Annotated in this window: 14 protein-coding genes and 4 tRNA genes; 1 reads left to right on the plus strand and 17 read right to left on the minus strand. The window is 70.8% G+C overall.

Annotated elements, in window-relative coordinates:
* Positions 1-106 precede the first annotated feature (106 nt).
* The 13 genes from rplA to GA0070616_RS09290 form a co-directional block, all read right to left on the minus strand.
* Positions 107-820 (minus strand): 50S ribosomal protein L1, encoded by a 714-nt coding sequence (gene rplA / locus GA0070616_RS09235; RefSeq protein WP_091079441.1) that lies wholly within the window; start codon positions 818-820, stop codon positions 107-109.
* A gap of 82 nt (positions 821-902) precedes the next feature.
* Positions 903-1,334 (minus strand): 50S ribosomal protein L11, encoded by a 432-nt coding sequence (rplK, locus tag GA0070616_RS09240; RefSeq protein WP_091079444.1) that lies wholly within the window; start codon positions 1,332-1,334, stop codon positions 903-905.
* 191 nt (positions 1,335-1,525) lie between these two features.
* Entirely contained in the window at positions 1,526-2,248 is a 723-nt protein-coding gene (nusG, locus tag GA0070616_RS09245; protein WP_091079447.1) for a transcription termination/antitermination protein NusG, read from the minus strand.
* A gap of 38 nt (positions 2,249-2,286) precedes the next feature.
* Positions 2,287-2,682, minus strand: a complete 396-nt coding sequence (gene secE, locus GA0070616_RS09250; protein WP_091079451.1) for a preprotein translocase subunit SecE — start codon at positions 2,680-2,682, stop codon at positions 2,287-2,289.
* 215 nt (positions 2,683-2,897) lie between these two features.
* Positions 2,898-2,970, minus strand: a tRNA-Trp gene (locus GA0070616_RS09255).
* 126 nt (positions 2,971-3,096) lie between these two features.
* Positions 3,097-3,489, minus strand: a complete 393-nt coding sequence (locus GA0070616_RS09260) for a MaoC family dehydratase (RefSeq protein WP_091079455.1) — start codon at positions 3,487-3,489, stop codon at positions 3,097-3,099.
* A gap of 1 nt (position 3,490) precedes the next feature.
* Positions 3,491-3,937, minus strand: coding sequence for a MaoC family dehydratase N-terminal domain-containing protein (locus tag GA0070616_RS09265; protein ID WP_091079458.1), 447 nt, complete (start codon positions 3,935-3,937; stop codon positions 3,491-3,493).
* Between the two features lie 126 nt (positions 3,938-4,063).
* A complete protein-coding gene (gene rpmG, locus GA0070616_RS09270; protein WP_013288652.1) occupies positions 4,064-4,231 on the minus strand; it encodes a 50S ribosomal protein L33 in 168 nt (55 codons plus the stop codon).
* A gap of 134 nt (positions 4,232-4,365) precedes the next feature.
* A tRNA-Met gene (locus GA0070616_RS09275) sits at positions 4,366-4,438 on the minus strand.
* Between the two features lie 25 nt (positions 4,439-4,463).
* Positions 4,464-4,536 (minus strand) — tRNA-Thr (locus tag GA0070616_RS09280).
* Between the two features lie 92 nt (positions 4,537-4,628).
* Positions 4,629-7,157: a putative bifunctional diguanylate cyclase/phosphodiesterase gene (locus GA0070616_RS09285; RefSeq protein ID WP_091079462.1), complete on the minus strand. Its 2,529-nt coding sequence runs from the start codon at positions 7,155-7,157 to the stop codon at positions 4,629-4,631.
* A gap of 61 nt (positions 7,158-7,218) precedes the next feature.
* Positions 7,219-7,365 carry a hypothetical protein gene (locus GA0070616_RS28040; protein ID WP_175440018.1) on the minus strand — a complete coding sequence of 49 codons (147 nt, stop codon included), beginning with the start codon at positions 7,363-7,365 and terminating at the stop codon, positions 7,219-7,221.
* 638 nt (positions 7,366-8,003) lie between these two features.
* Positions 8,004-8,087, minus strand: a tRNA-Tyr gene (locus tag GA0070616_RS09290).
* Between the two features lie 147 nt (positions 8,088-8,234).
* On the opposite strand from GA0070616_RS09290, the gene GA0070616_RS09295 reads away from it, so the two are divergent.
* Positions 8,235-8,729: a YajQ family cyclic di-GMP-binding protein gene (locus GA0070616_RS09295; RefSeq protein ID WP_091079465.1), complete on the plus strand. Its 495-nt coding sequence runs from the start codon at positions 8,235-8,237 to the stop codon at positions 8,727-8,729.
* 249 nt (positions 8,730-8,978) lie between these two features.
* On the opposite strand, the gene GA0070616_RS09300 is transcribed toward GA0070616_RS09295, so the two are convergent.
* The 4 genes from GA0070616_RS09300 to GA0070616_RS09315 all read right to left on the minus strand — a co-directional run bounded on the left by GA0070616_RS09300 (position 8,979) and on the right by GA0070616_RS09315 (position 13,356).
* On the minus strand, positions 8,979-9,215 hold the full coding sequence (locus GA0070616_RS09300) for a hypothetical protein (RefSeq protein ID WP_139128864.1): 237 nt from the start codon (positions 9,213-9,215) through the stop codon (positions 8,979-8,981).
* Between the two features lie 268 nt (positions 9,216-9,483).
* Positions 9,484-10,743, minus strand: coding sequence for an MFS transporter (locus GA0070616_RS09305; RefSeq protein WP_091079473.1), 1,260 nt, complete (start codon positions 10,741-10,743; stop codon positions 9,484-9,486).
* A 152-nt stretch (positions 10,744-10,895) separates the two neighbouring features.
* Entirely contained in the window at positions 10,896-11,774 is an 879-nt protein-coding gene (gene htpX, locus GA0070616_RS09310) for a zinc metalloprotease HtpX (protein ID WP_091090317.1), read from the minus strand.
* 112 nt (positions 11,775-11,886) lie between these two features.
* Positions 11,887-13,356, minus strand: a complete 1,470-nt coding sequence (locus tag GA0070616_RS09315) for an NADH-quinone oxidoreductase subunit N (protein WP_091079477.1) — start codon at positions 13,354-13,356, stop codon at positions 11,887-11,889.
* Positions 13,357-13,370 lie beyond the last annotated feature (14 nt).

A 13,370-nucleotide genomic window follows, 5' to 3' on the forward strand; every position in this document is an offset into this window, starting at 1 on the left:
TTCGTTGCCGCCCGCTGCGTTCCCGTCGCTGACCCGCCCGTTCCGGTACGGACGCGCAGGGGCCCCGCCACGGTCCGTGGCGGGGCCCCTGTCACGTCAGCCGTGCTCAGCCCTCGGTGGACTCCTGGAGGTTCTTCACCACGTTCGGGTCGACCGGGACGCCCGGGCCCATGGTGGTGGTCAGGGTGACCTTCTTGAGGTACTTGCCCTTGGCCGCGGACGGCTTGGCCCGCAGCACCTCGTCGAGGACGGCGGCGTAGTTGTCGACCAGCTGGGACTCGGAGAACGAGGCCTTGCCGATGATCAGGTGCAGGTTGGAGTGCTTGTCCACCCGGAAGGCGATCTTGCCGCCCTTGATGTCGGCGACGGCCTTGGTGACGTCCATGGTCACGGTGCCGGTCTTCGGGTTCGGCATGAGACCGCGCGGGCCCAGGATCCGCGCGATCCGGCCGATCTTGGCCATCTGGTCCGGCGTGGCGATCGCCGCGTCGAAGTCGAGCCAACCGCCCTGGATCCGGGCGACCAACTCGTCGGTGCCCACCTCGTCCGCACCCGCGGCGGCGGCCTCCTCGGCCTTCGCACCGGCGGCGAACACGATCACGCGGGCGGTCTTACCGGTGCCGTGCGGCAGGTTGACCGTGCCGCGGACCATCTGGTCCGCCTTGCGGGGGTCGACGCCGAGGCGCATCGCGACCTCGACCGTGGCGTCGAACTTGGCGGTGGTGGTCTCCTTGGCCAGCTTCACGGCCTCGGCGGGGGTGTAGAGCTTGGCCCGGTCGATGACCTCGGCGGCCTTGCGGTAGCTCTTGCTGCGCTGCATTTCTGGTTACTCCTGTGGTCTCTGGCGGGCCGCGGTGCTCGCGCGCCCTCCCACGATCCGTACGGGTCGGTGGTGGCCGAGGTCAGTCGGCGACGGTGAGGCCCATCGACCGGGCGGTGCCGGCGATGATCTTCTCAGCCTGGTCGAGGTCGTTGGCGTTGAGGTCAGCCATCTTCTTCTCGGCGATCTCACGCAGCTGGGCGCGGGTCACGGAGCCCACCTTCTCCTTGTGCGGAACGCCCGAGCCCTTCTGCACACCGGCAGCCTTGATCAGCAGCCGGGCGGCGGGCGGGGTCTTCAGCACGAAGGTGAAGGACCGGTCCTCGTACACGCTGATCTCGGCGGGGACGATGTCGCCCCGCTGGGACTCGGTCTGCGCGTTGTAGGACTTGCAGAACTCCATGATGTTCACGCCGTGCTGGCCGAGCGCGGGGCCGACCGGCGGCGCCGGGGTGGCCTGGCCCGCCGGCAGCTGAAGCGTGAACGTCTTGACGAGCTTCTTCTTCGGAGGCATGTCACTTCCTGGGGCTTGGAACTGGGAATTGTTCGCACCGACCCGCCGTCGGGCGCGCACGGTCAGCGCGGGGTCGACGGCGGCGACGTTCTAGGTTAGCGCAGCCCGCCTCCTGCCCGTGCGCCGAGGTCGCGCGGGCAGGAGGAACGGCGACGCCGGGGCGGGCCGAAGCCCGCCCCGGCGTCGGCGAATCAGATCTTGGTGACCTGGTTGAAGTTCAGCTCCACCGGGGTCTCCCGGCCGAAGATCGACACCAGCACCTTGAGCTTCTGCTGATCGGCGTTGATCTCACTGATCGTGGCCGGCAGCGACGCGAAGGCACCGTCGGTCACCGTGACCGAGTCGCCGACCTCGAAGTCGAGGACCTTGACCTCCGGCCTCGCCTTCTTCTGCTCGGTCTCGACGGCCGGTGCCAGCCACTTGAGCACCTCGTCGAGGCTCAGCGGCGCCGGGCGGTCGACCCGGTCGGTCGCCCCCACGAAGCCGGTGACTCCCGGGGTGTTGCGCACGCAGGAGTAGGACTCGGCGGTCAGCTCCATCCGGACCAGGATGTAGCCCGGGAAGACCTTCGCCTGGACCTGCGAACGCTTACCGTTCTTGACCTCGACCTCTTCCCGGGTCGGCACCTCGACCTGGTAGATGTAGTCCTCCATGTCGAGGGACGTGATCCGGGTCTCGAGGTTGGTCTTGACCTTGTTCTCGTAGCCGGCGTACGAGTGCACCACGTACCAGTCGCCCGGCGCGTAACGCAGCTTCTGGCGCAGCTCCGCGACCGGGTCGAAATCCTCGTCCGGCGCGGGCTCGGTGGCGGGGAACTCCGGCTCGCTGGCGGCCTCGATCGACTCGTCACCAGCCGCCGTCGCCACCGTGGACTGCTCGTCCGTGGTCTCGGCGGTCTCGTCGTACTCAGGCACGCTCGCTCACTTCCGTAACTATCGGCACAGTCAGCCGGTCAGCTGGGGTTGCCGAAGACCCACAGCACGCCCTTGGCGAAGGCGTAGTCGAGCCCGGCGACGATCGTCAGCATCACCGCGACGAACACGATCACCACGGCCGTGTAGGTCAGCAGCTCCTTGCGGGTCGGCCAGATGACCTTACGCAACTCGGCCACGACCTCGCGGACGAAACGCGCGATACGGCCGAACGGGCCGACCTTGTCGGTCTCCGACCGGGTCTTGGGACGGCTGTCGGCGGAGTCCGCCCTGGCGCGCGAACGGGTCGCGGTGCCACCGCCGCGAGTGACCGGCTCGTCGTCCGCCTCGGTGGCGTCGTCGGCCACGTCGTCGACGGTCTCGTCGTGCAGACGGTCGTCGCCGGGGTCCTCGCCGCGCCGCTTGTTGTCGGCCACTTCGCCCTCCGTCGCGGGATGTCGGGGCCGCACGCCGTCGGGCGTGCGGTCGGCGCCTGCTGAACGCCGGCCGGCCCAACCGTCCCGCGACGGGCCGCGGCCGGCGGATCGACAGAAAGGCCCGATGCCTCGGAACCTCCCCGCCGATGCCACCACCACGGGCCGGGCGCCGCCTGGCGGCGGCGCGACCCACGGGAACGGTCAGGCCTGAGGCGCAGGGGTGACAGGACTTGAACCTGCAGCCTGCGGTTTTGGAGACCGCTGCTCTGCCAATTGAGCTACACCCCTGTGCGGCACGCTCGCCCCACCGGCCACGACGGACCAGGCAGGGGTCACTTGCCCCACGGCGGACCAGTGTACGGGTACCGGCACGACTTTCCCAAGCGGTCTACCCAACCGGGCGGTTGTGCCTGGTCAGCGTGGCGTCCGGACCGTCACGCGGGCCTGCGAGAGGACCTTCTCCCCCTGGCAGGTGGCGGTGATGTCGAGGCGGGTCAGACCGTCCTCGGTCACCTCACGCACCACGGCCGACACCTCGACCTCCGTACCGTGGTCGTCGTCGGGCACCACCACCGGACGGGCGAACCGGACGTTGAAGTCGACCACCCCGTCGGCGGCACCGGCCCAGCCGGTCACCGCCCGCCCGACCAGCGCCATCGTGAACATGCCGTGGGCGATGACCCCGGGCAGCCCCACCTTGGTGGCGAACCGGTCGCTCCAGTGGATGGGGTTGAAGTCGCCCGAGGCACCGGCGTAGCGGACCAGGTCCGCGCGGGTCACCCGGAACGTCTGGGTGGGCAGTTCCATCTCAGGCCTCCCCGCGTACGACGATCTTGGACCAGACGGCGACGACCGGCTCCCCGGCGACGGTGCTGACGTCCGTCCGGGTGGTCAGGAAGTCGTGGCCGCCGCGGGAGCGGACGTCCTCGACGGTGTTGACACAGACCAGCTCGTCGCCCGCCACCACCGGCCGGGTGTACGCGAACCGCTGGTCACCATGGACGACGCGGCTGTAGTCGACCCCGAGCTCGGGGTCGTCGACGATCTGCCGGGTCGCGGCCATGGTCATCACCACGGGGAAGGTCGGCGGGGCGACCACGTCCGGGTGACCGAGCGCGCGGGCGGCTGCCGGGTCGTGGTGGGCGGGGTCCGTCGCGCCGATCGCGCTGGCGAACTCACGGATCTTCTCTCGGCCCACCTGATAGGGGGCGGTCGGCGGGTACGTCCGGCCGACGAAGGACGGGTCCAGAGGCATGACGCGAAACTACACGTACCACGCGACAACCGGCCCGTACGGTCGGCGGCGGCTCGGGGCCGCGCCTGTCGTACGGACCGGCGGTCGGATGGTATGCGGTGGCGGGCCGGCAGAGCCGGCCGACGCTCAGCGGGTCTCGCGGTGGACCGTGTGCTTGCCGTCCCGCGGGCAGAACTTCTTCAGCTCGATGCGGTCCGGGTCGTTACGGCGGTTCTTGCGCGTGATGTAGTTGCGCTCCTTGCACTCCACACACGCCAAAGTGATCTTCGGCCGAACATCGGTCGCCTTCGCCACGGCGGAGTGCCTTCCTCGCTAACGGTTACAACGACGGCGCATCAGACTACGCGCTGACGACGCAGACATGCAAAGTGGGCGCCCTTTGTGGCGCCCATCTCTCGACCACCAGGGCCAGGCCCGGAGGACGACAGTAGCGGTGGCCGGACTTGAACCGGCGACACAGCGATTATGAGCCGCTTGCTCTGCCATCTGAGCTACACCGCCGCGGTGGGCCCAGCCGGACCCTCTGAGCCCCCTTACGGAATCGAACCGTAGACCTTCTCCTTACCATGGAGACGCTCTGCCGACTGAGCTAAGGGGGCCTGCGCGATCACTCCGTGCCCGCGCAGAGGTAAGAGTACACGGCGTCGACCCACAGGTGAAATCGGATCCCCCTCGGCGGTGTCACGCCAGCTCAGGGCACCGCGCGAAGGCGCGGCAGCTCGGCGGCGGAGATCGTCTCCGGGTCGAGCTGCGCACCGAACCAGGCCCCCAGCCGCTCGTACGGCAGCGGCCGACTGAACAGAAAGCCCTGCCCGATCTCGCAGCCGATGTCCTGGAGCAGCTCCAAGGTCAACTCGCTCTCCACACCCTCGGCGACCACTGTCAGCCCGAACTGCTGGGACAGGGTGACCACCGCGTTGACGATCGCCAGGTCCCCCGGATCGGTCGCCATGCCCTGGACGAAGGAACGATCGACCTTGACCTCGTGCACCGGCAGCCGGCGCAGGTGGGCCAGGGACGAGTAGCCGGTGCCGAAGTCGTCCACCGACAGCCGCAGGCCGAGATCGCGCAGCCGGCGCAACGTGGGGACCGAACGGTCCGTACCGTCCAGCACACCGGCCTCCGCGATCTCCAGGGTCAGCAGCTGCGGTGGCACACCGTACTCGTCGAGCCACTCCCGTACGCGATCCGGAAAGTGCTGGTCGGTGAGCGTACGGGCGGAGATGTTGACCGCCACGGCCAACGGCTGGCCGCCCAGGCTCCACTCCCGGCTGTGCCGCAACCCCTCCCGCAGCACGAACTCGGTGAGCCGGCACAACTGGCCGGTGTGCTCGGCCACCGCCACGAAGTCCTCCGGGGCGACCGCCCCGTGCGTCGGATGCTCCCACCGGGCCAGGCACTCCACCCCGACCAGCCGGCGGTCCCGCAGTGTGACCTTCGGCTGGAAGTAGACCTCCAGTTCCCCGGCGTCCAGGGCGTGCCGCAGGTCGCCGGCGAGACCGAGCCGTCGCAGGGACCGCGACTCCAGCGCGGGGTTGTAGAGCTGGACGCTGCCTGCGATCGTCTTGGCCGCCGTCGCCGCCAGGTCGACCCGTTGCAGCAGGGTGGCCGGATCACTGCCGTGGTCGGGGTGCACCGCGACCCCGACGGCAGTGTCCACATCGAGGGTGAGCGAGTCGAAGACCATCTCGTCGCGGATCTGCTCCCGCAACTGGGCGGCCAAGTCGACCGCCGCCTCGGCGCTCTCCAACCGCAACGTCACCAGGAACTCGTCGCCGCCGGCCCGGCCCACCAGCGCCGCCGACGGCATGCAGCCCCGCAACCGGTCGGCCACCTCGACGAGCACCTTGTCGCCCGCCGCGTGGCCGAGGGACTCGTTGACCTGCCGCAGCCGGTCCACGTCGAACAGCAGCAGCGCCACGACCTCGCCGGGAGCCCGGATCCGGACCGCCTCCTCCAGGGCGCCGAGGATCCGGCGACGGTTCGGCAGCTTCGTGAGCCCGTCGTGGTAGGCGTCGTGCCGCAGCCGGTCGACCAGCCGGGAGTTCTCCAGCGCCACCGCGGCATGCGCGGCGACGGTCTCGAAGACCGTCACGTCCGCGGGCCGGAAGAAGTTCGTGTCGCCGAGGCGGTTGGCCACCTCCAGGGTGCCGATCACCGCCTTGCCCGAACGCAACGGCACCACGATGACGTCCTTGACCGGTGCCCGCCCCAACGCCTCCCGTACCTCCGGGTCGCCGCCGAGCCGGCTACCCACCGCCACCGTGGCCTGGCGAGACACCGCGGCCTGCCGTAGCGCGGCCGGGATCGGAGCGGAGTCGAGCAGCCCCGGCTTGCCTTCCTGCGCGGTCAGCAGCACCTCCGGATGGCGGCCCTGGGCGGGCAGCCAGAGGGTGGCGTACTCGGCCTGCATGAGGCTGCGGATGCGGACCAGCAACGCGTCGATGAGGGTGCCGTCCGGGCCGCTCTCCGTGATCGCCCTGGTCAACTCGTACATTTCGGAGAGGGTGCGGTGCTGCCGGAGGAACTGTGCATAGGACCCGTAGACCAGGGCGAATGCCATGGCCAGGCCGGCGAAGAGGAACACGGCCCACGGAGTGCTCTCCAGGGCGATGATGATCAACAGCCCGATGGAGAGGTTGATCGCGACCGCGATCAGCATCGGCGGGGCGGCCCGGATCAGCTCCCGGCCGGCCTGCCAGCCCTGAACGACGGAGATCACCGCGACCACGGCAACCAGCGCGACCAGGGTGTGGGTGCCGACTGCGGCGAGCAGCACGCCCCAGGTTCCCGGCCCGACGCCGCGGGTCTGCGGCAGCAGGTGGTAAACCAACGTGGCCAGGGAGGTCGCCGCCGCCGCGAGCGCGACGTTGAACCAGAGCTTCGCCGGCAGGAGCCGGCGCCGCAGCTGCACCACGAGCGTCGCCACGATGTAGGCCAGCACCACCGACAGCGGCGGCAACAGGTAGAGCGCGACGACGAGGGGAATCTCGGTGGGGGTGACGGCGAGCGCCTGCCGGCGCACCACGACGTTGATGGTCGGCATGGCGGCCGCGACCATGGCGACGGTCAGCACCAGGGTGACCGGCAGGTCGCCCAGCGCGGGGTCGGTTGTCAGCCCGAGCAGCACCGACAGGACCACGGCACAGATCGCCAGTGGTCCGGTGATGAGCCAGGCGTGGTCCGTCCGCCGATGAACGGCACGAGGGCGAGACGTCATGGTTCCCCTCGTGACGTCGGTTTCCGCGGATGCCGGACTTTGCCCTGACGGAGGCCGCCCGTCAGGGCACCGACGGATCCGGCGCAGGCATGTTCCATTCGATGCCGGACGTCCTGAGGTCGAGCTCCGTGGCGATGCTGGACGCGACTACCAGGCTGGTGACCAGCAGAAGGGAGCCGAGCAGCCGGCCCAGACGTTGAGCAGACATCTGTGCTCCTGTTGGGGTGACGACAGAGTTGATGGAGGTCCCCGATGGTGCCACAGCGCATGTCCCGGTGGAAGTTCGCAGGGCGGAGGTTGACCCGGTTGGCGGGCAGCGCGCAACGACTGGGCCCCGTGCCGTGGAACGTCCGGGCAGATCAGGCGGACGTCATCGCCCGCTCCGCCCAAGAAATCGCCATTCAGTCATACCGACCTTACCTGGCGTAGCCCTCCCAGTCGACGGGCAACTGCCAAGTGGACACACCGTAGCGGGGCTTCCGGGGCCACACCAACCACCCGCGTCGTACGCCCGGACCGGCCACCCCGGGAGTCCACAGTGATCGGCGCGGCGGGAGCGGCACGTCAGGCCCCACAGCGACATCCACGGCCGATGACGCGGCGGCACCGCCGGCGATTCCGACCGGTCGTCCGAGGAACACCACCGCCCGATCGACCCACGCCCCAGAGCCGTGGCACCGTGGCACCGACCGTCGTAGCCACGCTGCCAGGTAGGCGAGGGCACCCAGGCCCAGCGGTACCCGCAAGAGGACGAGTCGTCCACGGCTGAACTGGGCCGGACTCCGGCAGACCAACGACAACGGCCCCCGATCAGCATTCTTGCTGGTCGGGGGCCGTTGGTGCTCCTGGTGGCGGGTAGAGGATTCGAACCTCTGTAGCTTTCGCGACGGATTTACAGTCCGCTCCCATTGGCCGCTCGGGCAACCCGCCAGGGCACCCACCGCGTCGTGACGCGGTAGCGGAAGCAAGGATAGCGGCTCCACCCACCGCCAGCGCAACCGGGTACCGTCAGAGGTCGTACCGCTGGTCAGCGGGGGACACAGGACCACAAACCGGCCCGACAGCAGGAGCAGAAGCATGGCATCGAACCCGTCGTTCGACATCGTGAGCAAGGTCGACCGGCAGGAGGTCGACAACGCCCTCCGCCAGGCGGAGAAGGAGCTCGCGACGCGGTTCGACTTCCGGGGGACCGGCGCGGAGATCTCGTGGTCGGGCGAGGAGGCGATCAGTCTCCAGGCCGAGACCGAGGAGCGGGTGCGGGCGGCGCTGGACGTCTTCAAGGAGAAGCTGGTCAAGCGCAACATCTCGCTGAAGTCGCTGGATGCCGGTGACCCGCGTGCCTCGGGCAAGACCTTCAAGATCGACTGCAAGGTCGTCCAGGGCATCGACTCGGACAAGGCGAAGGCGATCAGCAAGAAGATCCGCGACGAGGGGCCGAAGGGCGTCCAGGCCCAGATCCAGGGCGACCAACTGCGGGTCACCGGCAAGAAGAGGGACGACCTCCAGGCGGTCATCGCCCTGTTGAAGGCCGAGGACTTCGAGGTCGCCCTCCAGTTCACCAACTACAGGTAGGGGATCCGAGGCCGACCTGGTTGCGGGCTGGCCGTGCCCTGTCACCACCAGGCTGGCCACGCCCTCTCGCCAGGGCGGGCATCGTCACCAATGGTCGTCGTTGGTCGGTCGCGATCGGTCTCCGACGGCCTGGTGACGGCCTGGACCTGCGCCTCGCCGGCCCACCCGAATCGGTGCTCGCTGCGCTCGTCGTAGCGGCGGCGGAGGCGGCACGCCCGAGCCCGCGCTGCCCACCGGGCAACGCCTCTGCTACGAGACCTCGCTGAGCAGCAGGTACCCGCCGCCGGTCAGCGCCACCACACCCATCAGCACCATCCCCGCTCCGAGGATCCTGTCGAACACGACGAAGCGAGCGCGACGTCGATCGAGGCGGTCAGCTGTCCACCGGAAGGGGCTGAGCGTGCCGACGACCCGCATGGACAGCTCTGCGTGCTTGGTCGCGATGCCGCGACAGTCGCCTGCGAGGGCTGCTCCGATCGCGATCAAGAGCCCTCCCCACGAGAGCCCGAGCCAAGCGCGCCACATCACGATGCCTCCGCCGAACGGCTCCCGCGCAGCCAACCAACACAGCGGAGACTAGCCGACGCCTCAGCGGCCGAAGATCAGCAGCAGGACGATGGTCAGGATCGCGCTGACCAGGATCGAGCCCAGGCAGCCCAACCGGTTCGAGAAGAAGGCGAACATCCTGCGGGCATACCCGCCTCAGCGCGGATCAGACGGTCGCCGCCAGGGACGTCTGGGCGTACCGCGCGGGTCAGACGGCGACCGGGGCGTCGAGGCGTACGGCGGCGGCCTCCGCGCGGGCGATCGGCCCGGTGGGCAGGCCCGCGAGCCCGGCCCCGGCGGCGACCGCCGCACCGGCGAACAGGAACGCCCAGGGAACTCCGCCAGCGCCGTCGACGATCACCCCGGCGACCGCGCCGCCGGCCGCGCTCGCGCCGATCGACATGGTCACCACCCAGGTGTACGCCTCGTTGAGCATGCCGCCGGGGCTGATCCGCCCGACGAGGGTGTTCTCCAGGGTGAGCGCGGGCGCGATGGTGGCCCCGCCCACCAGCAGGGCCGTGCCCAGCGCCAGCGGGGTCGGCATCAGCGCGAACACGGCGAAACTGGCCGCGACGCCGCCGAGGAGCCAGCCGAACTGCCGGGACATGTTCGCCGACGGCTTGCGGACACCGAACCAGAAGCCGCCCAGCGCGCTGCCGACACCCCAGACGGCCAGCAGTAGCCCGGCGAGACTGTCGGGGTCGTCGGTGGTGTACGCGGTGGCGAAGGCGGGCACGGTGACGCCTGCCACGCCGAAGGCGATGCCGAGGCTGGCCACGCACAGCAGCAGCGCCGGGAAGCCGGCCACCCGCAGCGGGCCGAGCCCTCGGGCGTGGTGCTCCCGGGGGTGGGGCCGCCAGGCGCGCATGACCCCGCCGAGGGCGATGGCCGTCGTGCCGGCCAGGGTGACCACGGCTGCCCCAACGAGGGCCGCCCCGGCGTCGGCGACGAGCACGAAACCGGCCACCAGCAGTGGGCCGAGCACGAAGACGATCTCGAACAGGGTGGTTTCCGCGGCGAGTGCGGTGTTGCGCAGGTGGTACCGGCCGGATGTGGCGTTGGTGAGGTCGTTCCAGGCGCCGCGCAGGGCGGCGGTCAGCGGCGGGTAGGTGGCGCCCGCCACCCCGGCGGCCACGAAGACCAGGGCGAGGTTGCCGGTCGGTGACTGGGCGGCCCGGAGCAGCCCGATCAGGGCCAGCGGGTGGGCGAACGCGGTGCCGAGCAGCACCGGGGTGGGCCCGATCCGGTCGGCGACCCGCCCGGCGACGGGGCTGAGCGCGGCCCCGGACAGGGCGTAGATGCCGCCGGCCACGGCCGCGAGCGCGTATCGCCCGGTGTTCTGCTCCACGACGAGCAGCAGCGCCAGCGGGGTCATGCCGATCCCGAGCCGGCCGACGATGCCGGCGATCAGCAGCAGTGGGGCGCCGGGGATCCGCCAGACGCCCAGGTACTGCCGCAGTGCGGCCACGACGAACCTCCGGGGGCGTAACGAGCGGGAGTCGTTCCGACCCTAACCTCAGCGGGGTGTCGCGGTGAAACGGTTATCGCGGTCCCCCGACCCGGACGCACGCCGCCCGCACCGGGTGGACCCGGTGCGGGCGGCCGAGGGGTTGTCGTAGGTCAGCGCTGGAACCGCACCGGACCGGCGCTGGCGGCCATCCGCTCCAGCCGGGCCACCCGCTCCTCCATCCGGGGGTGGGTGGCGAACAGCGCGGCCATGCCACCGCCCTTGGTGAACGGGTTGTCGATCATCAGGTGGGCGGTGCTGGTGAGCTGTCCCTGGGCGGGCAGCGGTCGGGCCTTCGTACCCGTGTGGATCTTCTTGAGGGCGCTGGCCAGGGCCAGCGGGTCCCGGGTCAGCGCGGCGCCGGAGGCGTCCGCCTGGAACTCCCGGCTGCGGCTGATCGCGAGTTGGATCACCGTGGCCGCGATCGGGCCCAGGATGATCGTCAGCAGCAGCACGGCCGGGTTCGGGGCGTCCTCGTCGTCACCACCGGCCAGCGGGATGAAGAACGCGAGGTTCGCCAGCATGGTGATGATGCCGGCCAGGCCGGCGGCCACGCTGGAGATCAGGATGTCCCGGTTGTAGACGTGCGACAGTTCGTGCCCGATCACCCCGCGCAGTTCGCGGTAGTCGAGGATCTCCACGATGCCCTGGGTCACGCACACCGCCGCGTTCTGCGGGTTGCGGCCCGTGGCGAACGCGTTGGGCTGCGCGGTCGGGCTGACGTACAGGCGTGGCATGGGTTGCCGGGCCTCGGTGGCCAGTTCCCGCACCATCCGGTACAGCTCGGGGAACTGTGCCTCGCTGACCGGTTGCGCCCGCATCGACCGCAGCGCGAGCTTGTCGGAGTAGAAATAGGTGACACCGTTCATCACCAGCGACACGACGACGGCGATGACCAGTCCGCCGCTGCCGCCGAACCAGTAGCCCACCGCCAGGATCAGCGAGGTGAGCAGGCCGAGCAGCGCGGCGGTCTTGAGACGGTTGTGATGCACGATCACTCCTTCGGTGCACGGACCTCGGCGGATCCGCCGACCGGTACAACACCTCCGGTACCCGGTAACCATCCCTTCCATGACTGGGAGTTACCTGAGTGATCGCCCCGGATCAGCCCCCGGCGAGGTCGAGCACGAGCTGTGGCGCGAAGCCGACCAGCACCGCGAGGGTGGTCGCCACGCCCAGCGCGGCGGCCACCGCGCCGACCGGCCGACCGGCGGTCTGTTCACCGACAGTGACCGTCGGTCGGGCGTACAGCAGGGCGGCAACGCGCAGGTAGTAGGCCAGGCCGAGGACCGCGTTCAGGGCCACCACCACCGCCAGCAGGCCCAGCTCCCCGACCAGCAGCGAACGGACCACGGTGACCTTGGCGAACAGGCCGGCCAGGCCCGGCGGCAGGCCCGCCAACCCGACCAGCGCGAACGCCAGCGCCCCGCCGATCCACGGGTGACGGCGGGCCGCGCCGCGCAGGTCGTCGAGCCGGCCGCCGTCGGCGCCCGCCGGGCGCAGGGCCACCACCCCCGCGAAGGCCGCCAACTCCAACAGCACGAAGAACACGGCGTACGCGACGGCCGCCGCGTACGCGCCCGCGCGGGCCTCGGCGTCGGCCAGGGCCAGCACGCCGAGCGGGGCCAGGATGTAGCCGGCCTGCGCCACCGAGGACCAGGCGAGCAGCCGCACGGTACGCCGCTGGCGCAGCGCCACCAGGTTGCCGACGGTCATGGTCAGCACGGCCAGCAGCGCCAGCACCGGCCCGGTCACGGCGGCCGGCAGCGCCTGCTGCACCACGGCCAGGAGGGCCACCACCCCGCCCAGCTTCGAGGCGGTCGACAGGTACGCGGCGACCGGCAGCGGTGCGCCGTCGTACGTGGCCGGGGCCCACGCGTGGAACGGCACGGCGGCCACCTTGAACGCCAGCCCGGCCACCACCAGCGCCACGGCGACGGTGGTCAGCGGCAGATCCAGCAGGTCGGGGCGTTCGGCCAGGGTCGCACCGACCCGGCCCAGGTGCAGGGCGCCGGTCGCCGCGTACAGCAGCGCCGCGCCGAGCAGGGTGACCGTGGTGGCGACCACGCTGACCACGAAGAAGGTGACCGCCGCCTCGGCACCGGCCAGGCTGCCCCGGCGCAGCCCCACCAGCACGTACAACGGCAGGGTCAGCGTCTCCACCGCCACGATCAGGGTGATCAGGTCGCCGGCCGCGCCGAGCACCACGCCGCCGGTCATCGAGCAGGCCAGCAGGAAGCAGAACTCCCCCACCGGCGTGTCCCCGGCCCGCAGCAGCGGCCCGGCCAGGGCCAGCACCCCGAGGGTGAGCAACGCGACCACGGCCGCGACCAGGGCGGCCCGCCCGCCGAACACGAACGAGCAGTCCGCGCCCACGCAGAACGTACGCCGCTGCGGCCCCGACCCGACCACGGCCGCCCCGGCGGCGGTCGCCAGCGCACCGGTGACCGCCGCCGCGACGGTCGCCGCCGGGCGGGCCAGGATCAGGTCGACCAGCAGCACCAGCACGGCCGTGCCGGCGGCCAGGTAGGCCGGCAGCAGCGCCACGTTGTCGACGCTCTGCACCACGCTCATCCCGCCACCTCGCC

Origin of the sequence: Micromonospora nigra (genome assembly GCF_900091585.1) — a bacterium.
Classification (GTDB): domain Bacteria; phylum Actinomycetota; class Actinomycetes; order Mycobacteriales; family Micromonosporaceae; genus Micromonospora; species Micromonospora nigra.